General features: G+C 31.1%; 16 protein-coding genes and 1 pseudogene. All 17 read left to right on the forward strand.

Going from position 1 to position 25,549, the window contains the following annotated elements; genetic code table 11:
- Positions 1-40: 40 nt before the first annotated feature.
- The 17 genes and pseudogenes from HW276_RS04705 to rsmB all read left to right on the forward strand — a co-directional run bounded on the left by HW276_RS04705 (position 41) and on the right by rsmB (position 25,520).
- The gene (locus HW276_RS04705) at positions 41-1,393 is read left to right on the forward strand and encodes an anthranilate synthase component I family protein (RefSeq protein WP_178937602.1); all 1,353 of its coding nucleotides are present in this window, start codon (positions 41-43) and stop codon (positions 1,391-1,393) included.
- On the forward strand, positions 1,394-3,031 hold the full coding sequence (trpD, locus tag HW276_RS04710) for an anthranilate phosphoribosyltransferase (RefSeq protein WP_178937603.1): 1,638 nt from the start codon (positions 1,394-1,396) through the stop codon (positions 3,029-3,031). It abuts the gene before it with no gap.
- A 21-nt stretch (positions 3,032-3,052) separates the two neighbouring features.
- Positions 3,053-3,403 (forward strand): hypothetical protein, encoded by a 351-nt coding sequence (locus HW276_RS04715; protein ID WP_255460325.1) that lies wholly within the window; start codon positions 3,053-3,055, stop codon positions 3,401-3,403.
- Positions 3,404-3,413: 10 nt separating this feature from the next.
- Positions 3,414-4,139: an indole-3-glycerol-phosphate synthase gene (locus HW276_RS04720; protein ID WP_178937604.1), complete on the forward strand. Its 726-nt coding sequence runs from the start codon at positions 3,414-3,416 to the stop codon at positions 4,137-4,139.
- Between the two features lie 260 nt (positions 4,140-4,399).
- Positions 4,400-5,128, forward strand: coding sequence for a phosphoribosylanthranilate isomerase (locus tag HW276_RS04725; protein WP_178937605.1), 729 nt, complete (start codon positions 4,400-4,402; stop codon positions 5,126-5,128).
- Positions 5,129-5,162: 34 nt separating this feature from the next.
- Positions 5,163-6,410, forward strand: coding sequence for a tryptophan synthase subunit beta (gene trpB, locus HW276_RS04730; protein WP_021746293.1), 1,248 nt, complete (start codon positions 5,163-5,165; stop codon positions 6,408-6,410).
- On the forward strand, positions 6,403-7,161 hold the full coding sequence (trpA, locus tag HW276_RS04735) for a tryptophan synthase subunit alpha (protein ID WP_178937606.1): 759 nt from the start codon (positions 6,403-6,405) through the stop codon (positions 7,159-7,161). Before trpB ends, trpA begins: the two co-directional genes overlap by 8 nt.
- A gap of 227 nt (positions 7,162-7,388) precedes the next feature.
- Positions 7,389-7,832, forward strand: coding sequence for a DUF3290 family protein (locus HW276_RS04740; RefSeq protein WP_178937607.1), 444 nt, complete (start codon positions 7,389-7,391; stop codon positions 7,830-7,832).
- 36 nt (positions 7,833-7,868) lie between these two features.
- Positions 7,869-8,507, forward strand: coding sequence for a DUF421 domain-containing protein (locus HW276_RS04745; protein ID WP_370464626.1), 639 nt, complete (start codon positions 7,869-7,871; stop codon positions 8,505-8,507).
- A 269-nt stretch (positions 8,508-8,776) separates the two neighbouring features.
- Positions 8,777-8,953, forward strand: a complete 177-nt coding sequence (locus tag HW276_RS04750; RefSeq protein WP_172617435.1) for a hypothetical protein — start codon at positions 8,777-8,779, stop codon at positions 8,951-8,953.
- A complete protein-coding gene (locus HW276_RS04755) occupies positions 8,954-9,382 on the forward strand; it encodes a GNAT family N-acetyltransferase (RefSeq protein WP_255460326.1) in 429 nt (142 codons plus the stop codon). It abuts the gene before it with no gap.
- A 572-nt stretch (positions 9,383-9,954) separates the two neighbouring features.
- Positions 9,955-11,170: pseudogene (locus tag HW276_RS04760) on the forward strand (saccharopine dehydrogenase family protein).
- 550 nt (positions 11,171-11,720) lie between these two features.
- Positions 11,721-18,074: an autotransporter-associated N-terminal domain-containing protein gene (locus HW276_RS04765; protein ID WP_178937609.1), complete on the forward strand. Its 6,354-nt coding sequence runs from the start codon at positions 11,721-11,723 to the stop codon at positions 18,072-18,074.
- Positions 18,075-18,385: 311 nt separating this feature from the next.
- The gene (gene clpB, locus HW276_RS04770; protein ID WP_178937610.1) at positions 18,386-20,956 is read left to right on the forward strand and encodes an ATP-dependent chaperone ClpB; all 2,571 of its coding nucleotides are present in this window, start codon (positions 18,386-18,388) and stop codon (positions 20,954-20,956) included.
- A 384-nt stretch (positions 20,957-21,340) separates the two neighbouring features.
- Positions 21,341-22,321 carry a Gfo/Idh/MocA family protein gene (locus tag HW276_RS04775; RefSeq protein WP_178937611.1) on the forward strand — a complete coding sequence of 327 codons (981 nt, stop codon included), beginning with the start codon at positions 21,341-21,343 and terminating at the stop codon, positions 22,319-22,321.
- Positions 22,322-22,694: 373 nt separating this feature from the next.
- Positions 22,695-24,155, forward strand: a complete 1,461-nt coding sequence (locus tag HW276_RS04780) for a sucrose-6-phosphate hydrolase (RefSeq protein ID WP_178937612.1) — start codon at positions 22,695-22,697, stop codon at positions 24,153-24,155.
- 33 nt (positions 24,156-24,188) lie between these two features.
- Positions 24,189-25,520, forward strand: coding sequence for a 16S rRNA (cytosine(967)-C(5))-methyltransferase RsmB (gene rsmB / locus HW276_RS04785; RefSeq protein WP_178937613.1), 1,332 nt, complete (start codon positions 24,189-24,191; stop codon positions 25,518-25,520).
- Positions 25,521-25,549: the final 29 nt, after the last annotated feature.

Below are 25,549 nucleotides of genomic sequence, written 5' to 3' on the forward strand. Positions count from 1 at the left end.
AAGCGAAAAAAAGAAAAAATTAAAGAAAGTGAGATATTTTATGTTGATAAACAAACCTACTTATTACTATTCAATTATCAGACAAAAGTTTAATAATTCTTACTTTGCTGAAGATGAACGGCAAGTTATTATTGGGATTGACTGTGAATATTTTGATTCTAATGAATATAGCTATAATTCCTTGAAGAAAATTTATAATTCTTTTGTGAAGCAAAAAAAGGTTGCTCCGTTTGCAGGGCTATTTGGGACATTTGCCTATGAGTCGATACATTTTTTTGAGAAGATTGAAAAAATAGAAAAGGAGCAGTTTAAGTTTCCGCAGTTTATTTTTGCCAATGCGAAGGCTTATTTGCATTATTCAAAGACTAGCAAGGAATATTCATTTTATGGGGATGAAAAAAAATATTTTGATTTTTTGAATGATGAAATTGAGAAAAGAACTGAAAATAGTGAATTGCTTTATGATATAAAAACAGATTTTGATGAGGAAAGATCACATTTTTACGGCATTCTTGAAAAAGCGAAGGAATATATCAAGGCTGGGGATATTTTTCAGGTTGTGCTAAGTGAACAGTTGAAACTTGCGACAAATATGGATTCTCTTGATTTTTATGAAAAATTGTCAAAGGCTAATCCTAGTCCGTATATGTATCATTTTCCTACAAAATATGGAGATATTGTTGGTTCAAGCCCTGAAATATTAGTTGATATTTCATCAGATAATATTTATATTGCTCCTATTGCTGGAACTCGCCCAAGGGGGAAAGATGCCAATGAAGATGTATTTTTAGCAAATGATTTGTTAAATGATGAAAAGGAATGTGCTGAACATAGGATGCTTGTTGATTTGGCTCGAAATGATATTGGAAAATTTGCTGAAAGTGGCTCAGTTGTTGTGAAAAATCTTATGCATATTAAGAATTATGAGCATGTAATGCACATTGTGACTGATGTTTATGGGAAAAAGCGAAAAGATGTGTCGATATTTGAAGTTATTGCTCAAGCTCTTCCAGCGGGAACACTTTCTGGATCGCCCAAGATTCGTGCTATGCAGATTATTTCAGAATTAGAAGTATTTAAGAGAAATGTTTATGCGGGAGGAATCGGATTTTTAAGATTTAATGAGGATGTTCAGCTTGCGATTATTATTAGAACTGCATTTTTTGAAAATAAGAATTATGACTTGAATGAGGTTGACAAGGTTAGGAATGTATTTATTCAGGCTGGGGCTGGAATTGTGTTTGATTCGGTAAAGGAAAAGGAATATGATGAAATTTGCCATAAAAGAGCATCTGTACTGAATATTTTTAAGAAATTTTGTAAAGAAGAAAAAGAAATTGAAAAGGTTAAAAATAAGGAAAAGAAAAATGAAAAAGGGAAGGATGTGAAATAAATGATTTTAATGATTGACAATTACGACTCGTTTGTTTTTAATGTTGAGCAGTATTTGAAGGAAATGACTGATGATGAAGTAATTACTGTGAGAAATGATGCAATTACGATTGATGATATAAAAAAAATGAATCCTGATAAAATAATCTTTTCTCCAGGTCCAAAACATCCGAAAGATAGCGGAATTTGCCTTGAAATTTTAAATAATATTGATGAACTGGGGAATATTCCAATTTTGGGGATTTGCCTTGGGCATCAGGCAATTGGGATGAATTTTGGTGGAGAAATAAGAAGGCTTGAAAATCCGTTGCATGGTAAGACTTCAGAAATTACAGTTTTATCGGAAAATTCTGTGTTATTTAAAAACTTGCCAAAAAAATTTAAAGTCATGAGGTATCATTCGCTTTATGTTGACAATATTCCAGAAGAGCTTGAAGTTACGGCAAGGTCTGAAGATGGGGTTGCAATGGCTGTGGAACACAAAAGTAAAAATATTTTTGGAATACAGTTTCATCCAGAATCATTTTTTACAGAATATGGAAAAAATATGATACGAAACTTTTTAAATATTGAAGTTTCAGAAAATTTGCAAAACAATAAAAATTTTGAAAATAGTAAAAAGAAAGGAAACTTTGAAAACATGGATAAATATTTGAAAAAATTACAGGAAAATATTGCATTGACAGATACTGATTTTAGAGAAATCTGTAAAATTATTGATGATAAAAGTTATGATATTGTACAGCTTGGAGCATTGCTTGTGCTAATTTCAGAAAAAAGCCTTTATCCAGAATCATTAACTGCTTTTGTAAATAATATTTTAGAATACAGCACAACTTTTGAAGATGAAACTCCAATGATTGATGTCTGCGGAACTGGTGGTGATGGATTCAAAACAATAAATATTTCAACAGCTGTCGCATTTATTCTGGGAGCAATGGGAGTAACTGTCGCAAAACATGGAAACCGTGCAATTTCCAGCAAAAGTGGAAGTAGCGATGTACTTGATAAATTAGGAGTACCACTTGAAAAATCACTTGCAACCCAAATTGAAAAGCTGCACAAAAAAAATCTTGCCTTTTTCCATGCTCCATTTTTTCATAAATTAGTTGGAGAAGTACGAGAAGTTAGAAGCCGTCTTGGAATAAGAACTGTCTTTAACATTTTAGGACCGCTTCTTCATCCAAATACAAAGTTGAAATATCAGTTAGTTGGACTTTACCATGAACCTGTTCACAGATTGTATGCTGAAACATTGCAATTATTGGGAAGAGAGCATGCGTTGGTTGTTCGTGGAAATGATGGACTTGATGAAATTACAATTTGCGACGATACAAAAATTATCGAAGTAAAAGGAGATCAAATTCTTGAATATACAATTTCTCCTGAAAGTTTTGGATTTAAAAGAGCTTTTCATTCTGAAATTGAAGGTGGAACTGCAGAAGAAAATTCTGAAATTTTAAAGAGAATATTAAAAGGTGAAGAAAAATCGGCAAAATTTGATATAGTTGTGTTAAATGCGATGTTTGGGCTTTATACTGCGAATGTAGTGGACCATCCTGCGAAGGCGAAAGAAATGATTTTGGAAGCGATTGAGAGTGGGAAGGTTTATGAGTTTTATGAAAACTATGTGAGATAATTTTTTGGAAGTGGGATTTAGATGATGATAAAAACTTTATATAAAGAAAAATGTTTGAGGTATTTTATAGCGCCTGACATAATATCTATAATTATCTTTTTATTTTATGCTCCAGTAGATCCTTTATGGATTTTGCCTGATCTCCTTAATAATACGATTAAAAATAGATTTTGGAATCTTCCTATAAGTTGGATTTTATTTAAAATAATAATTATATACTTCAGTTTTAAAAAGCTTGAAAAAATAAATAGAATTAAAGATAAAGAAAAAAGGAAAAAATATAAAATTAAATTAAAAATAATAATTTTTTTTACACATGTAATCATGTTGGGAATTTTTATTAAGTTTATTGATAAAATTATACTTTATTGAAAGGAAAAATATGGATATTTTAGAAAAAATAAAAATTAAAAGAGATATACAGCTTGAAGACGAATTAAAGTCTTTTAAACAGCCATCTTTAAAAAAGGCACTTAATCAAAAAGGAATTCAAATTATTGGGGAAATTAAGAGGGCTTCTCCATCGAAGGGAAAAATTGCGAAAGATGATTTTGATTTGTTAAAACAGGCACAAAGTTATGTGGATAAAGGAGTTTCATCTTTTTCGATATTGACGGAAAAGGAATATTTTAAAGGGGAAAATGATTTTATAAAAATTGTAAGGGAAAAATTTCCAGAAATGCCGATTTTGAGGAAGGATTTTATTTATACTCCGTTTCAGGTGGCTCATGCTAAGTTTTTGGGGGCTTCGGCGATTTTGCTGATTGTGAGAATGTTGGATGATAAGACGCTTTTGGAACTTCATAAGTTGGCACAGGATTTGAAAATGGATGTTCTGGTGGAAACTCATGATGAAGAGGAAATAAGAAGAGCTTTGAAGATTCCAAATTTGGAGATTTTGGGGATAAATAACCGAAATTTGAATACTTTTGAAGTTGATATTAGAACTACGGAAAAATTGATAAATAAAATTCCAAGAGATGTTTTGAAAAATTTGACTATTGTAAGTGAAAGTGGATTTTTGTCAAAAGAGGATGTGGAATATGCAGAAAAATTGAATGTGGATGGGCTGCTGATTGGAGAGGCACTTATGAAGGGGCTTATTTAATAAACTCAAAAATTTAAATAAATAATTATGATTTTGGAATTTAATTTTCTTGAAAATAGAACTAATTTAAATTAATCAAAATTTATTAAATGTTTGATACTTATACTATTCCCCACTAAAGCAATGGAGTTTTTATAATTCCGTTTAGCAAGGGGTCAAGACCCCTTGTCAGAAAGTAAATAGGAGATTATTTCTTTTCTTCAAATGGAGTTTAGTATTAAATGGAATAGTATTAGTAAAATAGTTATAAAAATAGATTTATGGAAGGAAAAAAATTGGAGAAAAAAGAAAATAATGTGGCAACTGATGATTTTACAGAAAATGCTACTAAATTGAAGGTTTGCGGGATTAGGAGCATTACTGAAATTAATGAATTAAAAACTTTGGATATTGATTATTTTGGATGTATTTTTGCGAAGAGTGCAAGGCAGGTAGATATGGAACTTGCGGCTAAGATTGCTAGGACTGCGCATAGGCACGGGAAGAAAACTGTTGGAGTGTTTGTGAATGCGATGATTGAGAATGTTGTGAAAATTGTGGAGGAAACTGGAATTGATGTTGTGCAGCTGCATGGGGATGAATCGGTGGAATATTGTGTGGAACTTACGAAAAAATTGGGAAAACTTTATGAGAAAAGCTGCTTTAGAAAGCGTAAAAATTTTCCGCCTAAAACTAAACTTTGGAAGGTTTTTGGAGTAACTGATGAACTTCCAGATATTGCAGATTATAAGCAGTATATTGAATATCCGTTGTTTGATGCGAAGGGAGAAAATCGTGGGGGAAATGGGATTGTTTTTGACTGGGATATTTTGAAGGATTTGGAGGAATATTCATTTGTGCTGGCTGGAGGGCTTTCGGCTGAAAATATTTGTGAGGCGCTTGAATACAAGCCTGCGATTTTGGATGTAAACAGTAAAGTTGAGGTTAATAATAAAAAAAATAAAAAATTAGTTGAGGAAGTTGTAAATTTAGTAAAAAAGGGAAAATAATAATTTAAAAAAATAAATGTGAAAGGAAAGAAATATGGGAAATAAACATTTTAATGAAAAGGCATATTTTGGGCAATTTGGTGGGCAATTTGTGCCAGAAACTGCTATGTTCGCTTTGGCGGAACTGGAAGCAGAGTATGAAAAATTGAAGAATGATAAGGAATTTTTTGAGGAATTTGATGATTTGTTAAAAAATTATGTTGGGCGTGAAACTCCGCTTTATTATGCAAAAAATTTAAGTGAATATTATAATCACGATATTTACTTGAAAAGAGAGGATTTGAACCATACAGGCGCTCATAAAATTAATAATGCGCTTGGGCAGGTTTTGCTTGCTAAGAAAATGGGGAAGAAAAAAGTAATTGCTGAAACTGGGGCTGGACAGCATGGAGTTGCGACTGCGACTGCCGCTGCTTTGTTAGGCTTGGAATGTGATGTTTATATGGGAGCTGTTGATATTGAACGGCAAAAACTGAATGTGTTTAGAATGGAACTTTTAGGTGCAAGAGTTATTTCAATTGAAGATGGGCTGAAAACATTAAAAGAAGCGACAACAGCGGCTATTCAGTCTTGGGTTGCTGAAATAGAAACTGTATTTTATGTAATCGGTTCAGTTGTAGGGCCTCATCCATATCCAACAATTGTACGTGATTTTCAGTCAATTATTGGTTATGAAACAAAGGCGCAGCTTGAAGCTCTTGGAAAACATGCTGACCATGTTATTGCATGTGTTGGTGGCGGAAGTAATGCAATTGGGATTTTTAGCGCATTTATAAATGACAATTCAACTAAACTTTATGGAGTGGAAGCTGGAGGTTATGGAATTGACACAGATATGCATGCTGCCACATTGACACTTGGAAAACCTGGAATTATTCACGGAATGAAAACTTATGTGCTGCAAAATAAATATGGGCAAATAAGTCCAGTTCATTCAATTTCCGCTGGACTTGACTATCCAGGAGTAGGTCCTGAACATTCGCATCTGTTTGACACAAAAAGGGCAACTTATGCACCAGTTACCGATGATGAGGCGATGAAGGCCTTAATGCTCGTTACGAGAAAAGAAGGAATTATTCCAGCGATTGAAAGTTCACATGCTTTAGCATATCTTGAAAAATTATGTCCTGCACTTTCTAAAGACAAAAGAGAAACTATCGTCGTAAACGTTTCTGGACGTGGAGATAAGGATATGCATACTGTTTTTTCTGTATTAAAAGATAAGGAAAGTGGCGGAGAAAATGGAATTTATGAGTTAAATGGAGGTTTTGAAAATGAGTAAAAAAATTATTGATGTTTTTAAGGAAAAAGAAAAAGTAAATATTGGCTATATTGTTGCAGGTTTTCCAAGTGTTGATTTTACAAAGCAATTTTTACAAAATTTAGATAACACGGCCCTTGATATGCTAGAAGTTGGTATTCCATATTCAGATCCGTTAGCTGATGGAAAATTAATTTCGCATGCATCATTTCTAGCTTCAGAAGCTGGAGTTACTACTGATACCGTATTTGATTTGCTAACTGAAATAAAAGACGATATTTCAAAGCCTTTGATCTTTCTGATTTATTACAATCTAATATTTGCCTATGGAATTGATGAATTTATTAAAAAGTGTAAAAAAGCCAATATTAAAGGGTTAATCATCCCAGATCTGCCTTATGAGGAAGCCTTTGAAATGTCAGAAAAATTACGGGAAAATGAAATTGCTCTTATTCCGCTTGTAAGCGTTACTTCTGGAAATAGAATAAAAAAAATCGTTTCCCAAGGAGATGGCTTCATTTATGCAATCGGTTCGTTAGGAGTAACAGGTTCAAAACAGGTTGATTTACCACGTTTGGAAACATTTATCAAGGAAATAAGAAAAGTTTCAGATTTACCAGTTTCTTTGGGATTTGGAATAAAAAATAACGACAATGTCAATACAATGAGAAAATATGCGGATGGAGTAATTGTGGGAACAAGCATTGTTGATTTTACTAAAAAAAATGATGTGAATTATACAATTCAGAAAATTAACGAATTGTTTAAATAATAAGATTATCATATTAAATTAAAATTATTCATTTTACTAGTCAAATAAATGAAAGAATTTTAACAAAAAGATAGCAATAAGTCGTAGCTTTATATAAGTGGGAGATGAATTGCTTTTTTTGTAAAAAAATTGAAATATATTTTGTTTGATGATATAATAAATCAAAATTTGTAAATAATTCAAAAAAATAAAAGATAACTTATAAGAAAGGAGAATACATTTAAATTATGGAATTTTATAATTTTATTTACTTAGAAAATAAAAAACTTATAACTGATAAATTTTTGCTTGTTTTAATTATTTTTGTAATTGCATTTATGGTATTTGCATTTTGGAAATGGTTTAAAGGAAGTATTTCTTTGAGAGATAAGCAGCTTAGTATGCTTGGACTGACGTTTATATTTTTGTTTGGGCTGTATCACTATGAAAATTATAGAACTAAAAATGATCAGGAAAAAGTTTATAGAAATTCAGCAAGCGTTATTAAAAAATTATCTGAAAAATTTAAAGTAGGAGAAAATGAAATATTTATAAATACTCCAGAAATAACAGAGCATACTGTTTATAAAATAAAAGACAAGTTTTATCAGATTCATTGGGTGGATAATAATATTTTGGTTGAACAGATGACAGTGCCTTACGTGGATGAAATTAAACTGATTAAAAAATAGAGAGGTTTTTGAAAATATTAAGGAAAGTGAGATGATGTGATTTTGGATTCAATAATTCTTGTAGCAATAAAACTTACAATTGGATTTATTGCATTGGTCGTATTTATGAACTTGAATGGGCGAAGCCAGCTGGCTCCAACTTCTACAGAAGACCAGATAGGTAACTATGTTCTTGGAGGAATTATAGGTGGAGTAATTTATAATCCAAGCATAACAATAGTTCAGTTTTTAATAGTTCTTTTAATATGGGGTCTTTTAATGACGGCAATAGATTTTCTAAAAAATTCAAATAAAAATGTAAAAAAATTTATAGATGGACAAGTTGTGTATTTAATAAAAGATGGAAAAATGTTAACTGAAAATTTTGCACAGGCAACGCTTTCTATTCCTGATTTTTATACTAAGTTGAGAACAAAGGGAATTTCACAAATATCAGATATAAAAGATGCTTTCATGGAATCAAATGGACAATTGATAGTCATGCAAAAAGGTGAAGATGGTTATTCAAATTTATTGGTTTCAGAAGGAAATATACAGGAAGATAATTTAGAGCATATTGGAAAAGATAACAATTGGCTAATAAAGGAATTGGAAAAATATAATGTTACTGATCTTAGCGAAATTTTTCTTGTTGAATACAGCAGTGATGGAAAACTTTTTATTGTGAAAAAATAGAAAAAATTTTGAAAAAGAAAAATACTCAAATGGCGAGTGAATTTGCTAGATGAGTATTTTTTATTAATTGTTATTAATTTTATAACATTCTATCTCTTCTTTTTTTATTTATATAATAATTTTAGATATAGTAACTTTTTTATTTGATTATCTTAAAATTCTAGGTATATATAAATATTAATCTAATTTTAAAAAATTCAGATTGAAAAAATTATCAGATGTGATATAATATAAATGTATACAATAAAAATTAAATTGAGGTGATAAAAATGGCAACTTCAAGTTTTTTCAAAAATTTAGAATTAAGCAAGGAAGCGGCTGAAGAATTGATAAAGATGACAGAAGAAGGTTTTACTGTAAATAAAGTACCTGATTTGGAATATAAAGAAGCAAATATTGAAGAAATAGGGAAAAAATTTAAACTTAGAAAAAGGGAGAAAAAATAATTGGAGAGTAAGAATTTACGTAAATTACTAGATGAGTATGAAGAAATTGATATAATTGAAATGCTTAAAAATTTTAAGAGTATAAGAACTTCTGGTATAAAAAATGATATAGAAGTTTTTTTACAAGAAAAAGCAATAAAATTTGAAAAATCTTCTATTTCTTCAACATATATTGTATTTTCTAAAAATAATGAAATTTTAGGATATTTTACAATAGCAAATAGAAGTTTGGTTATTCCAAAAGAAAATTTTGAGGTTTTATCTAAAACTCAGCAGAAAAAATTAGGAAATAGTGCTGCAATATTGAGAAATGGTGACCTGATGACAAGCAGTTTTCTATTAGGTCAATTGGGTAAAAATTATTCAGATGGTGTAAAAAACTTGATATCAGGTAGAGAACTTCTTACGTTTGCATATAATCTTTTTTAAAAATAAAAGAACTTATAAATGTAAAATATATATGGCTTGAATGTCAAAATGAAGTGAAAATTATTTCATTTTATCAGAATTTTGGATTTAAGATGTTGGAAAGTATGACTTCTGAAGAAGGATTAAAAGTTATGATAATGGAATTGAAATAAATTTTAAATAAAATAAAAAAATTGAAAAAAATAATTTACAGAATAAATATTATAGGTTTTGGAAAATTTTTAAATATTTTTAAAGATTTTAGAGCCCTGCGACTTTAGGCGTGGGAGGTTCAGACTATAATAGACCTGTTCGATAACTATACAAACTTAGAATTTAATAAAATAAACATCTTGAAGCAAGGGGTCTTGACCCCTTGTATAGATAAAAAAACTTAGGTTATCGAACATATCTAATAAACATAGTAAAACTGATTTAAAATCGAATACAAAAGCTATGACTATTTTACTTAAACTTTAAGTTTGTATAGTTTTTAACAGTTTAATTTTGAATGAGTTTGAGTATATTAGCAAGAAGAGAACTAAAGGTGATACTTAAAATAAAAAATAAAGTAAATTTGAGGAGGAAAATTAATGGGAAAAAAGGCATTAGTAATCGGAGCTGGAGGAGTGTCAAATGTAGTTTGTCATAAGTGTGCACAAAATTCAGAAGTGTTTAGTTCGATTATGATAGCTAGTCGTACAAAGGCAAAATGTGATAAAATTAAAGAAAGGATTGAAAAAAAGCAAATATGCTGGAAGAATTGAAATTCAGACTGCACAGGTGGATGCTAATAATGTGCCTGAACTGGTGGCACTGATTAATGAATATAAGCCTGACATTGTGATAAATGTAGCTTTGCCATATCAAGACTTGACAATTATGGATGCTTGTCTGGAGACTAAGACTGATTATTTGGATACAGCGAATTATGAGCCATTGGATACTGCCAAGTTTGAGTATAAATGGCAATGGGCTTATAAGGAAAAATTTGAAAAGGCTGGAATTACGGCTATTTTGGGAAGCGGATTTGATCCAGGTGTTACAGGAGTGTTTTCAGCTTACGCGCAAAAGCATTATTTTGATGAAATAAATTATATTGATATTCTTGATGCGAATGCTGGGGATCACGGTTATCCATTTGCTACAAATTTTAATCCTGAAATTAATATTAGGGAAGTTACTGCTAACGGAAGCTACTGGGAAGATGGAAAATGGGTGGAAACAGAACCTATGGAAATTAAAAGAGTATATAATTTTCCGCAAATTGGTGAAAAAGATATGTATTTATTGCACCATGAAGAATTAGAATCACTTGCTGTAAATATTAAAGGAATTAAAAGAATCAGATTTTTTATGACTTTTGGACAAAGTTACCTAACTCATTTGAAAGTGCTAGAAAATGTTGGAATGACTTCGATTGAACCGATAGAATTTGAAGGAAAGCAAATTGTACCACTACAATTTTTGACGGCAGTATTGCCTGATCCAGCTTCGCTTGGGCCTAGAACAAAAGGTAAAACTAATATCGGAAATATTTTTAGAGGTAAAAAAGATGGGGTTGAAAAAACTTACTATGTTTATAATGTGTGTGACCATCAAGAATGCTATAAGGAAGTCAGTTCACAAGCGATTTCCTATACAACAGGCGTTCCAGCGATGATTGGGGCTGCAATGGTGCTTACTGGAGAATGGAAAAAACCAGGAGTATTTAATGTGGAAGAAATGAATCCAGATCCATTTATGGATGCGTTAAACAAGTTTGGACTTCCATGGATTGAAAACTTTGATCCTGCATTAGTTGATTAGTTGTTTAAATGATAAAATATTCAATTTATTAAATTAAAATTAATAAATATAAACTATTTTTACTCTCGTTCTAAATTATAATTATTATGATTAAGATAGAGAGTATTTTTTTTTGTTATTTTAAACATATATATTAATAAATGATTAATAAATAATTATTTTTCAAACAAAACTCAAAAAAATGCTTGAATTTTTTTTGAATGTATTATAATATTAAATTAGGAAGTTATTTTTTTGAGAAAATATATAGATCAGTTTAAATACAGATAAAATAATCATCACTTAGCCTAGAAATCATTTTTTTTTGTATTTTGGATTATTATTGTTTCTGAAAAAAATTTCCAGATTGATGATTTTAGATTGTCGAACAAATAGTCAATTGTAAAAGGAAATAAAGATTAAATAACAGTAGATTTATAACTGTAAGAAGTCAAGTTCCTTGTAAAAGTGAAGGGAAATAATGAAGATAAAAATTTAAAAATGCTGTATTAGTTCAAATTTTTATACTTTTACAAACAGTTATAAAACAAAAAAGAGAAGGAGATTAAAAATGACTGGCAATTTATTAAATTTAAAAAAAGATCTAAAATCATTTGCAAAAAGATGTAAAGATTTTAGATATACAAATGCGGCATTGATTACATTTTTGATTACAGGTGTCGTAAGTATTAGAGACAACTTATTTTCTGCAGAAATGAGCAAAAGCATCGAGAGTCAGAAACAGGTAATTTCAACATCAATAAAGGATATGCATACTAAAGTTCAGCAAACTAGAAGAGAAAATGACAAACTTTTGAAAAAAACAAATCTGGAACTAATTCAGCTTATGGAACAGGGAGATCACGTAGTAAAATCTCCATGGAGCAGTTGGCAATATGGAATTAACGGATTTTATAGTAACTGGAATGGAAGATACAAAGGACATGGAGATAAGGAAGAAAAATACCCTTATCAAGGAATCTTTGAAAGAAGTAACGATCTTTACGAAAGATCAATCTCTCCAGATAGTGGTCAATACAATCTATTACACAGAAACAGAAAGCCAAACTTTGCATCAGGATCATCAAAAGGATTTGGAGTAGCAAGTTTTAAGAGGGTTAAAGAGCCGATTATTCCGTTTGAAGTGAATGCAGGAATACGTCCGAGAAATATCAACAAATCAGCAATTACAATAGCAGCAAAGACAGCAATTACACCAGAATTACCAGAAGCAATCAAATTTACACCTCCGAAACCTGTTATAAGTATACCAAAAGATCCGTTTACTCCTAATCCGCCAACATTTGCGGTAGTGTTAGGAGCAGATTGTAATGTTGGGTGTAATAGTGGGAAGCCAAGACAAAATCAAAGAACAGGATTTACATTGAATAATGGAACTCAGGCGGCACATAATATACAATCGATATTGCATTATACTTGGCCAACAGGTACAGGGCAATATAATCTACCACGACAACAAGCAGGTCTTGCATTTAAAATGTATGCAGATACAAAAAATAATTTTACATTAGGAACTACTACTCCAAAGTCTCAATCTAATTGGGGATCTTCTTCAGCAGCTGGAAATAGTGGAAATGAATATTATTTTAACTCATATAATTTTGGAAATAATACAGAATTTGGAGCGATTATTAATTCAGATAGTACACCTGATAAAAACCATCAACATTTCTTTGTTGGAGGTTCAAGATTTATTGAATCAGATGATGCTGGAACAAATACAATTACTATTCCGAGTGGATATACTGTAAATTTAGGAGGAATTTTAACTCTGGCATTAGTGTCTCAAGGACATAAGACAACACAGTTGAATCAAGGGAAAATAACGGATATTAAAGAAAAAGACGATCCTTGGATTGCAAATATGACGTATAATACAGATACTGATGGTGATGGAGTTAATGATTCATTAAAAATATTAGGACCAACAACAGATTATTATGTAAAAAGAAATGAAGATGGATATGTAGGATATAAAGTTGGTATTGCATTAATACAAGAAGATGCTATAGCTGGTGGAAAAATCTTAAATGATGCTACTGGAGTTATAGACTTTAAAGGAGAACGTTCTATAGGGTTGTATACATATATTCCAAATGCAGGAAGTGTACATCGTACATCTAATAGACCTATGACTAATAAAGGAGAAATTAGTTTAAGTGGTAAAGAAAGTTATGGTATGAAATTAGCTGCAACTACCACAAGTGATGTAACATTTATCAATGAAGGAAAAATAAATTTAAGAAAAAATATAAATGCAAAAGCAGATAATTCAGCTGCAATGGCACTTATGGAAGATACAAGTGTTACAACAAAGGTAAAGTTAGATAGAAATAAAGCTATAAATGAGTCAGCAGGTATTATTAAACTTGAAAATGTACAAAACTCATTAGGAATGTTTGTTAATATAGACTCAGATATGACAAATAAAGGTAAAATTCAAATAGATTCAGAGATAGATGAAGTCGATACAGATCAACCTATGAACATAGCAATGAGAGCTGATTATGGAACTGGAAATGGAGGAAGTACTACAGTTGGTTCAAATGCTGAAGTAATAAACGATGCTAATGGTGAAATTAGTTTAAAAGGTAAGTTTGCAATTGGACAATTGGCAAGATTGTCTACAGCTACAAACAGAACAAGCGGTAAGATAATAACTAATGGTGATGTAAAAAATGCTATTGGAATGTCTACTTTAGGTGGAGTACTTGATAATGATGGAACAATAACAATAACTGGAAATGGAGTTACTAAAAATATTGGAGCATTTTTAAATAGTTATACATTATCAGGAACTACGCATAATCCAAAAGGTAAATTAGGTCAAAATAGTGCAATAACAGTATCGGGAGATAGTTCAACAGGAGTATTAATTAATGGTTCAGCATCAGTAAGTCCTGTGGCTTCTTTAGAATATGGAGGAGATGTAACAGTTACAGGAAATGGTATTTCTGGAATGACTATAGGAGATAATAAAACTGGTAAAGCCGAAGTAACTGTAAAAAATAATGGTACAGTAACTGTAAACGGTGGAAGTGCTGCAACATCTGCTGGAATTTATGAATATATAGAAGGTACAGACAAGAAAAAACAAGGTTCTTATGGAATTGTAGTAAGTAAAAATTCAAAACTTGTAAGTGATGGAACTCATAATGTTAAAGCGGTTGTTAATGTAAAAGGTGCAGAATCAATAGGGTTGTACTCTGGAGAAGGAGCTGAACTTGAAGTTGGAGATCATGATGTAAAAGCCTATGAGGGAGCAGTAAACTATGATGTTGACAAAGGTAAAATTACTTTAAAAGGAACAGGGACTGCGACAACTGGTAAAAAATCATTATTATTCTATCTTGGTGAAGATGGTACAGGTAAAGTTTCGATAGATGGAAAAATGACAGCGACTATTGAAGGTGCAACTAAGGCTAGTGAAAGAGGAACGGCTTTTTACTATGTAGGAAATGGTGGAAATTTTGGAAAAAGTGATATTGAAGGATGGGCGAAGAATAGTTTTGGAGATGGAAAAAATACAACTTTGGGAAATTTGACATTAAATATGAATAAAGATTCAAGATTATTTATAGCTCAAAATGTTGGGATGAATTTATCTGATACAACAGGAAATACTATTTCAAGTGCAACAGGAGCTCATATAAATGGGAACGACTATAAGACATTTATGCTATATTTGAGTAAACTTACAATTAACCAGGATGTAAACTTGGATAATAGCACGGATGCATATAATAAGCTTGAAATTTCAAATTCGTCAATAACAAATGCAAATACGAAGACTATAACTGGAACAAAAGCTAATCAAGTTGCAATGGCACAGGAAAATGACAGCAAATTGTATTCAATAAGTAAAGTTACATTATCGAATGAAGGAACGATTAATTTAAGCGGTGCAGGTTCTACAGGGATTTATGGAAAATATGGAGAACTGTATAATCAGGCAACTGGTGTTATGACAATGGGAGATAAAACAACGGCAATATATGGAACTGGAGATTCAATAATTGAAAATAAAGGAAAGATTACAATAGGTTCCAATGCTACAGGATTATATTCTGAAGGGTCTAAGTTACATGCCATAAAAAATTCAGGAACAATAGAATCATCAGGAAACGATTCAGTTGCAATGTCTTATAAGCCAGATGCTACGCTTAGTCCAGGAACAGTATTGGAAAATACAGGGAAAATTACTATGACAGGTGATAGAAATACAGGAATTTATGCTACAGGAACACCAGGTTACACAGCTAAAAACAGCGGAATAATAACATTGGGAGATTCGGCAACAATTAAGAATCCTAATGTAGGACTTTATACAGATCACGATGCTGTCACTCTTGAAAATACAGGAACAATAAATTCAGGAAATAATACAATTGGAATTTATGGATATGGTGCAAATAATTCTGGAAATCTAAAGATAGGAAATGCAGCAATTGGAATCTATTCTCAAGGCAAGGATGTAAACTTGACAGGTGGAACTATTACTACTGGAACTGATGAAGCAGTTGGTGTTTACACAGTAGGAAGTGGACAGACAATTACAAATAATGGGACTTCATTTAATATTGGAAAAGATTCATTTGGATTTGTAAATGTAGGAAGTGGAAACAAAATAATTTCAAGTATTTCAAATATTGGACTTAATGATAATAATGTTTACATTTATTCAAATGATACGAAAGGAACTGTAATAAATAATACAAGTATAACTTCAGGAGCTGGAGCTAAGACGAATTATGGTATTTATTCAGCTGGAACTGTAACGAATAATGCAAATATTGATTTATCAAGTGGTGTAGGAAGTGTGGCAATTTACAGTATCAAAGGCGGAACTGCAACAAATAATGCAACAATTACAGTTGGAGAATCAGATGTTGTTAACAAACTTTATTCAATAGGTATGGGTGCAGGATATGAAAATAGCGATACAGGAAATGTTGTAAATAAAGGTACAATTAATGTAAATGGAAAAAACAGTATTGGAATGTATGCAAGTGGAAACGGAAGTACTGCGACAAATGATGGAAATATTGTGTTGAATGCAAATAATACTACTGGTATTTATGTTGACAATGGTGCAACTGCGATTAATAACAAATCAATTACAACAGGTTCAGGAAACTATATGAGAACAGTTGGAGTATATCTTGGAAAAGATACAAAATTGATAAATAATAAAGGTGCTGTTATAGATATAAATGGAAAAAGCGGTGTTGGAGTTTATTTGAAAGGTGGAACAATTGCCAATTATGGAACAATTAGGGTAAATGGAAGCACAAGGGATGAAGATACAATCTATGAATTTAAATTACCTTCTACAGGAAAAGGTATAGGAGGAGTAAATATAGATGCGCCTTCAGGAGCAACAAGTGCTACAATTACATTAAATGGAGTTCCACAAACACCGGTAATTATAAATACAGTTAAGAAAAATCCAATATCTGTATCAGCATCAAGCATCGGTCTTTATGTAAATACATCAGGAGTTGATTATACAAAATCAATAGATGGATTGCAAAACTTGACAAGTGAAGCAGATCTTATTATTGGATCTGAAGCAGCAGAATCGACAAATAGTAAATATATACTCGTAAATGATCCTAATATAATAAATCCATACAGAACAGCAATGTTAAACAATCCAAGTATTAAGTGGAATGTATATTCAGGTTCAATAGGATGGATGGCTACTCCGACATTGGATTCAAATGGAGTAATTACAAGTTTGTATATGGCTAAGATTCCGTATACAGAATGGGCTGGAAGAGAAAGTACACCTGTAAACAATATGGATACATATAATTTTGCAGATGGTCTGGAACAAAGATATGGAGTTGAAAATTTAGGAACTAGGGAACGTGCAATATTTACAAAATTAAACGGAATTGGAAATAATGAAGAAGTATTACTTCAACAAGCTTTCGATGAAATGATGGGACATCAATATGGAAATACTCAAATGAGAATAAATGCAACTGGAAACTTGCTTGATAAGGAATTCAGATACTTGAAACATGACTGGAGAAATCCATCTAAACAAAACAACAAGATCAAGGCATTTGGAATAAGAGATGAGTACAATACTGATACAGCAGGAATTATTGACTATACAAGCAATGCTTACGGAGTAGCTTATGTTCATGAAGATGAAAAGATCAAGATGGGTAATTCTAGCGGATGGTACGCAGGAGCTGTAACAAACAGATTCAAGTTTAAGGACATTGGACGTTCAAAAGAAGATCAGACAATGATAAAAGCTGGAATATTCAAGACAATGTCACCTAAGAAGGACTATAACGGAGCATTGCAGTGGACAATTGGCGGAGATGTGTTTGCAGGAATTAACAATATGAAACGTAGATACTTAGTCGTTGATGACATATTCCAGGCAAAATCAAATTACAATTCTTATGGAGCTGCATTAAAAAATGAACTAGGCTATGATATAAGAATGAGCGAAAGAACACATCTAAGACCTTACGGGGCATTGAAGATGGAATACGGAAGATTTGACAGCATAAAGGAAGATTCGGGAGAAATGAGACTTCAAGTTAAAGGTAATGATTACTTCTCAGTTAAGCCTGAAGCAGGATTAGAATTTAAATATGTTCAGCCACTTGCAGTCAGAACAAACTTGACTGTTGGAGTTACAGCCGCTTATGAAAACGAACTTGGAAAAGTTGGAAATGTAAACAATGAGGCAAAAGTAAGATATACAAATGCTGACTGGTTTGGAATAAGAGGCGAAAAAGACGACAGACGTGGAAGTGGTAAGTTTGACCTTAACATCGGAGTAGACAATACTAGATTTGGTGTCACGGTAAATGCTGGATATGACACTAAAGGAAATAATGTTCGAGGTGGAATTGGATTTAGAGCAATCTACTAATTTAAATAGTAACAGTTTTAAATTGTTAGTCACAATTATATAAAGACTCCTTTAAATATAGGAGTTCCAAAGAAGTTCGGTAGCTTTGTGAAATTTATTTTCAAGGCTATCGAATTTTTTTTATATTAACCCCCTTTTAAAAAAAGGAACAAATTTTTATAATATTTTTAAGTTTTTTAAAAAATGTAAAAAAATTTTAAAAAAAGTGTTGACAAAAAAATCAAATAGTGGTATATTATATTTATTAGCAACCAAAGAGATAGAGTGCTAATAAAAAGTAAAATAAATTTAGTAATAAAAAGGTGATATATATGGAACAAAACTTTACGCAAAAAAGTATGAGTGCCATCTCGGAAGCTCATAACTTTGCGATTAGATATAAACATTCCGAGATAAAAACGGAGCATTTACTTCTTGCTTTGATTAATCAAATGGATGGACTTATTCCTAACATTCTACAAAAGATGGGAATTAATCCTACCGAATTGACTAAAAAGCTTGAGGCAAAATTGAATAGTATGCCGAAAATTGAAGGTGGAGTTGGTGAAGTAAGACCGAACGCTGAAGTTAATAGAATAATTGTCGGTGCTGAAGATTATGCTAAAAAGATGGGTGACAGCTACATTAGTACAGAGCACTTGTTTCTTGCGGCATTTGATAACAACTCTTTCTTGAAGGAAAATGGCGTTAATAAAAAACAATTTGAAAATGTTTTAAATGAGGTTAGAGGAGGAAGAAAAATTATGACAGACAACCCTGAAAGTACTTACGAAGCATTAGATAAGTTTGGTAAGGATTTGGTTGAGTTGGCGAGAAAAGGTAAATTGGACCCAATAATTGGTCGTGACCAGGAAATTCGTCGTGCAATCCAAATTTTATCAAGAAGAAATAAAAATAATCCGATTTTAATTGGGGAACCTGGTGTTGGTAAAACTGCTATCGCTGAAGGAATTGCTCAGAGAATCTTGAAAGGAGATGTACCTGAAAACTTGAAGGATAAAACAATCTTTTCATTAGATTTAGGAGCGTTGGTAGCTGGTGCTAAATATCGTGGGGAATTTGAAGAAAGATTAAAAGCGGTTCTTGAAGAAATTGAAAATAGTGAAGGTAGAATAATTTTATTCATTGATGAAGTTCATAACATCGTTGGAGCTGGAAAAACTGAAGGTTCAATGGATGCTGGAAACCTTTTAAAGCCAATGCTTGCTCGTGGTGAAGTAAAAGTAATTGGTGCAACAACAATTGATGAATATAGAAAATATATTGAAAAAGATGCGGCTCTTGAAAGAAGATTCCAACCAGTAATGGTTAATGAGCCAACAATTGAAGATACAATTTCAATTCTTCGTGGATTGAAGGAAAAATTTGAAATCTTCCATGGAATTAGAATAACTGACAATGCGATAGTTACTGCTGCAACAATGAGTGACAGATATATTAATGACAGATTTTTGCCAGATAAAGCGATTGACTTAATTGATGAAGCTGCTGCGAAGGTAAAAACTGAAATTAATTCGATGCCAGTTGAATTGGATGAAATTACGAGAAGATTGATGCAATTGGAAATTGAAAAAGTTGCGTTGAGTAAAGAAACTGACAAGGCTTCTAAAGAAAGATTGACTACTCTTGAAAAAGAAATTGCTGATTTGAAGGATGAAGAAAAAGAATTGAAATCACAATGGGAAAGAGAAAAACAAGAAGCTGGAAAAGTTGCTAAAATTAATGAAGAAATCGAAAAAATTAAATTGCAAATTGAAGAAGCTCAAAGAAAAAATGACTATAATAAATTGGCTGAACTTCAATATGGTAAATTGCCAGAATTAGAAAAACAAAAAGAAGCTGAAGAAGAAAAAGCTAAAGATAATTCTTCTGTCGCAAATAAATTATTGAAACAAGAAATTGACAGTGAAGAAATTGCTGAAGTTGTTGGAAAATGGACAGGAATTCCAGTTGCGAAATTGTTGCAAGGGGAAAGAGAAAAAATCTTACACTTGGCTGAACATATGATGAAAAGAGTAATTGGACAAGATGATGCAATTAAAACTATTAGCGATACAATCATTCGTTCTCGTGCTGGATTAAAAGATCCAAACAGACCAATCGGTTCGTTCATATTCTTAGGACCTACTGGTGTTGGTAAAACTTATTTGACTAAGACATTAGCATTTAACTTGTTTGATGATGAAGACAATATTGTAAGAATTGATATGTCGGAATATATGGATAAATTCAGCGTCACTAGATTAATAGGAGCGCCTCCAGGATATGTTGGATACGAAGAAGGTGGACAATTAACAGAAGCTGTTAGAAGAAAACCTTATTCTGTAATCCTATTTGATGAAATTGAAAAAGCACATCCTGATGTGTTCAATGTATTGTTGCAATTATTAGACGACGGTAGACTTACTGACGGTAAAGGTAAAATCGTTGACTTCAAAAACACAATTGTAATTATGACATCAAACATTGGTAGTGAAATCATCTTGAATGACCCAATGGTAAGTGAACCTACAAAAGAAGCCGTTTTAGATGAAATGAAACATAGATTTAAACCAGAATTCTTAAACAGAATTGACGATATCATTGTGTTTAAAGCATTAGGAAAAGAAAGTGTTAAAAACATTGTTAATCTTATCCTTGAAGGTATTAACGAAAGATTGAAAGAACAATACATCAAAGTTGAATTTACTGACAAAGCGTTGGATTACATCGTAGACGAAGCATACGACCCAGCTTACGGTGCAAGACCATTGAAACGATTTGTGCAAAAGGATATTGAAACTAATTTATCTAAAATGATTTTAGGTGGAGAAGTTCCTGAAAATAGTGTTGTTAAAGTTGATAGCGATGGTAAGGATTTGATTTATAAAGTGGAAAAATAAAATAAGAAAATAATTTTAGATTAGTCTTTTGAAATTAATTCTTAAAAATTGATTTTCTAAAAAATAGAAAAGGAAGTATCAGAAATGGTACTTCTTTTTTGTATTTATACTCGAATCTATTTAAAATCAAATTACTAAAATTGTATAAATTTATATTTTAAGTAAGTAGCCATAACTTTTAAGTTTAGTTTTAAAGCCGTTTTTCTCTAATATGAATAAAATATAACATTTTTATAAATTTTATCAAAATTATATTACTCTACAATTTAATAAAAAAATTAAAATACCACAGTTGAATTTTGTAAAATAATAAGATAAAATACAAATAAAGATTATTTGAAGTATATTTTCAAGAAAGTATATTTTCAAGAAGGAGAATTAATTATGAAAAAAGATTTAAAATGGTCAGTTTTAGGAACAGGAATAATTGCTAATGAAATGGCACAAGCTCTTGAAAAAATGGGTAAAAAGCTTTATGCAGTTGCTAACAGAACTCATGAAAAGGCTGTGGATTTTGCGAAAAAATATGGGGTTGAAAAAGTTTATGATAAAATAGAAGATATGTTTTATGACGATGAAACTGATATTATCTACATTACTACGCCTCATAATACGCACATAAAATTTATGATTGAAGCATTAAAAAATGGAAAACATGTGCTATGTGAAAAATCAATTACATTAAATAGCGAAGAATTGGAAAAAGCTGTAAAATTGGCAAAAGAAAAAAATCTTATCTTAGGTGAAGCAATGACAATTTTCAATATGCCACTTTATGCTGAACTTTTGGAAATTGTAAATTCTGGAAAACTTGGCGATGTGAAAATGATACAGGTTAATTTTGGAAGTTACAAGGAATATGATATGACAAACAGATTTTTCAATAGAAATCTTGCAGGAGGAGCATTGCTTGATATAGGGGTTTATGCAATTTCAATTACAAGACTATTTATGACTTCAAAACCTAATAACATACTTTCCCAAGTAAAATATGCACCAACAGGAGTGGACGAACAAGTAGGCATAATTATGATAAATAAAGAACAGCAAATGTCGACAATCGCTCTTACACTTCATTCAAAACAGCCAAAAAGAGTCGTAATCGCCTGTGAAAAAGCATATATTGAAATCACAGAATATCCAAGAGCTGATAAAGCTAAAATCGTTTATACTGAAACAGGTGAAGTTCAAGAAATTCTATCAGGAATAACAGCAAATGCACTTCAATACGAACTTCAAAATATGGAAGAATCTGTAAGAACTGGAATTAATAAAATGAAACTTAATTATACTGTGGATGTCATGGATATTATGACAAAATTGCGTAAAGATTGGGGAATGACTTATCCTGAAGAGGAAGTGTAGAAAAATTTTATTGAGTGCTGTGATGGTGCTCAATTTTTTTACTTTCTTAAAAAAGTTTTTATAAAATAGTATTAAATTTATTTTCAAATTAAAGTATTTTTTTGAGTACATTAAAAGCAGGTTATTTTATAATTTTTGTATCATAAAAGTTAATAATTTGATAGAATTACAGAATTAAATGGGGCAAAAAATTTGGAAAAAGCAATAAAATGTGGTAAAATATAATGAATTTGCTATAAAAAATTGTAAAAATGAAAGTTATAAAAACTAAGTAAAAATGGTATTTATGACAAATCTGATAAATTTTAAGTTTTATTAAGAAATAGTTAATCTATATTAAATAAATATTGCAAATATGAAAGGTGGAGAAAACATGGATTTCAAAGATGTTAAAAAAAATGAAGAAAAATCGGTTTTGGAAAAAAAAGAGATTGTGGAAAAGGATTTTTGGCGACAAAAATATCATATTCAAGGAATTGTAGGACTTATTAATGATCCAAATGGATTTTCACAGTTTAAAGGGAAATATCATATGTTTTATCAATGGAATCCACTAGGGACAGTTCATAAAAATAAAACTTGGGCTCATAGTATAAGTGAAGATTTACTGCATTGGGAAAGACTGGAAACAGCTTTACGGCCTGATACTTGGTACTCTAAGGATGGAGTTTATTCTGGAAGCGCAATTGCGGATGATGGAAAACTTTATTTATTTTATACTGGAAATGTGAAGGATGCTGAAGGGAATAGAGAATCTTACCAATGTTTAGCGGTTTCTAGCGATGGAGAGCATTTTGAAAGATGGGAACCTAGTATTGTAAATCAGCCGGATGGGTATACTCGGGATATAAGAGATCCTAAAATTTGGAAAAAAGATGGGAAATTTTATGCAGTAGTTGGAGTACAAAGTGAAAATTTAGAGGGAAAAGTAATTTTGTACAGTTCAGAAAATATAAAGGATTGGAAGTTTGAAGGAGAAATTGCAGGAGCGAATCACGGAAAACTTAAAGATTTTGGATTTATGTGGGAGTGTCCAGATTATTTTCAGTTAAAGGATGAAAAAACTGGAGAAATTAAGGATTTGTTAGTATTCTCGCCGCAAGGACTGGAGCCGGAAGGAGATTTGTACAATAATAAATATCAGACAGGATATTTATTTGGAAAGCTGGATTATGAAAAACCTGAATTTGAGATTTCATCAGATTTTGTGGAAATTGACAGAGGGCATGACTTTTATGCGCCACAGTCAATGGAGGATGACAAAGGAAGAAGAATTATTGTAGGATGGATGGGAGTTCCTGAAGAAGAAGACTTTCCAACTGTAAAAAATGAATGGATTCATTGCTTGACATTGCCAAGAGAATTAAAAGTAATTGATGGAAGACTTTATCAATTGCCGATAAAAGAAATGGAAAGTATACGTGGAGAAAAAATTGAATTTAATGAAAAAGTGGCTGGAGAAGTAAAGGTTGGAACTGGGACAACTTATGAATTAAAAGCTAAATTTGCTGATTTTAATTCTGATTTTGGATTGAAATTGAGAACTGGCAAAAATAGTGAAACTGTTTTGAAATTTGATTACAATGACAAAAAATTTGTATTGGATAGAACAAAGGGTGAACAGCCTGATAAGAGATTAAGAAAAGTTTATTTGGGTGACATTTCAGAAATGGAACTTACAGTATTTGTAGATAATTCTTCTGTGGAAGTGTTTATTAACGGTGGACAGGAAGTGTTTTCATCGAGAATATTCCCTGAAAAAGGTGCGGATGGGATAAGTGTATTTGCAGATGGAGATACAAGTGTGAAAATTGAAAAATGGGAATGGAAATAAAAAAATTAATTAGAAAATCTAGAAGGGAAAAAATTGGTAAAGAATAAAAAATTAACAGGAAATAAAATAGTAGGAAATATAAAACTGGATATTATAAATATTATTGACGATATTTTGTATGAGAAAAAATATAGCAATATTCAGTTAAATTATTATTTTTCTAAAAAAAATTATACTCAAAAGGAAAAAACTTTTATTACAAGTGTTGTGAATACTGTAATAAAAAACCTGATTTACATTGATTATTTAATTGAAAAAGGAACACGAAATGTAAAAAAACGGAAAATAAAGCAGCTTTTGAGAGTTTCTGCTGCACAGTTATTTTTTATGGACTCGGATAATGCAGGAGTGATATTTGAGGCTGGAGAAGTTGCAAAAATTATAAATGAACATCAAGCTGGATTTGTAAATGCGGCTTTACAGGCAATTTTGAAAAATAAAGAAAAGTTTGATAATGAGATTCCGATGGATAAAAGGGAAGGTATTGCTTTATCGTATCCTCAATGGTTTGTAAATAAACTTAAAATTGATTATCCAGATAATTATTTGGAAATAATGGAGTCATATAAAAAGAGAAGTTATCTGTCGGTTAGATTTGATAAGAATAAAATGACTAAAGAAAAATTTGAGAAATTGTTAAAGGAAATTAATACAGAAGTTTTATTTTCAGTTGATGAAGTCTATTATTTGTCAAATGCGAATATTTTTGATACAGAAATTTATAGAAATGGAGAAGCTGTAATTCAAGATGCTTCATCTTATTTGGCTGTGAAAAATTTAGCTGTGAAGGATGGGGATGCTGTGCTTGATGCTTGTGCTGCTCCAGGTGGAAAATCTCTTGCGATTTTACAATTATTTAATCCAGAAAAATTGATTTCTACGGATATTCATGAACATAAGGTGAAATTGTTAAATGAACTTAAAAATAAGTATGGTTATGGTAATTTTCGAGTAAGGTTAAATGATGCTGCGCAAATTGAAAATTTAGAAGTTAAATTTGATAAAATATTGCTGGATATGCCGTGCAGCGGACTTGGAGTGCTTAGAAAAAAGCCTGAAAAAATATACGAACTGACTTCAAATGATATAAAAAATTTAAAAAAACTTCAGAAAAGAATATTTGAAAGTGCGTATAAATGTTTGAAAAATGGCGGAGAAATAGTTTATAGCACTTGTACTTTTTCTAAAAATGAAAATACAAATAATATTCGATATTTTTTGAAAAAATATGAAGATTTGGAAATTTTGGATTTGGAAGTTCCAGAAAGTGTAGAAATTGTAAAGGATGAACTTGGCGGAGCTTATATTTCGTATAAAAATAAATATATGGATGGGTTTTATATAGCAAAATTGAGAAAAAATTAAAGTTATATCAAGTAATTATCAGGGGTTAG

Origin of the sequence: Leptotrichia sp. oral taxon 417 (assembly GCF_013394865.1) — a bacterium.
GTDB lineage: Bacteria > Fusobacteriota > Fusobacteriia > Fusobacteriales > Leptotrichiaceae > Leptotrichia > Leptotrichia wadei_A.

Excerpts from the sequence above, each read along its gene's own strand:
- HW276_RS04775 (WP_178937611.1), top strand. The coding sequence starts at position 21,341 with ATGAAAAAAGATTTAAAATGGTCAGTTTTAGGAACAGGAATAATTGCT.
- HW276_RS04725 (WP_178937605.1), top strand. The coding sequence starts at position 4,400 with ATGGAAGGAAAAAAATTGGAGAAAAAAGAAAATAATGTGGCAACTGAT.
- trpA (WP_178937606.1), top strand. The coding sequence starts at position 6,403 with ATGAGTAAAAAAATTATTGATGTTTTTAAGGAAAAAGAAAAAGTAAAT.
- HW276_RS04705 (WP_178937602.1), top strand. The coding sequence starts at position 41 with ATGTTGATAAACAAACCTACTTATTACTATTCAATTATCAGACAAAAG.
- clpB (WP_178937610.1), top strand. The coding sequence starts at position 18,386 with ATGGAACAAAACTTTACGCAAAAAAGTATGAGTGCCATCTCGGAAGCT.
- HW276_RS04720 (WP_178937604.1), top strand. The coding sequence starts at position 3,414 with ATGGATATTTTAGAAAAAATAAAAATTAAAAGAGATATACAGCTTGAA.
- trpD (WP_178937603.1), top strand. The coding sequence starts at position 1,394 with ATGATTTTAATGATTGACAATTACGACTCGTTTGTTTTTAATGTTGAG.
- HW276_RS04750 (WP_172617435.1), top strand. The coding sequence starts at position 8,777 with ATGGCAACTTCAAGTTTTTTCAAAAATTTAGAATTAAGCAAGGAAGCG.
- HW276_RS04765 (WP_178937609.1), top strand. The coding sequence starts at position 11,721 with ATGACTGGCAATTTATTAAATTTAAAAAAAGATCTAAAATCATTTGCA.
- HW276_RS04740 (WP_178937607.1), top strand. The coding sequence starts at position 7,389 with ATGGAATTTTATAATTTTATTTACTTAGAAAATAAAAAACTTATAACT.
- trpB (WP_021746293.1), top strand. The coding sequence starts at position 5,163 with ATGGGAAATAAACATTTTAATGAAAAGGCATATTTTGGGCAATTTGGT.
- HW276_RS04715 (WP_255460325.1), top strand. The coding sequence starts at position 3,053 with ATGATGATAAAAACTTTATATAAAGAAAAATGTTTGAGGTATTTTATA.
- HW276_RS04780 (WP_178937612.1), top strand. The coding sequence starts at position 22,695 with ATGGATTTCAAAGATGTTAAAAAAAATGAAGAAAAATCGGTTTTGGAA.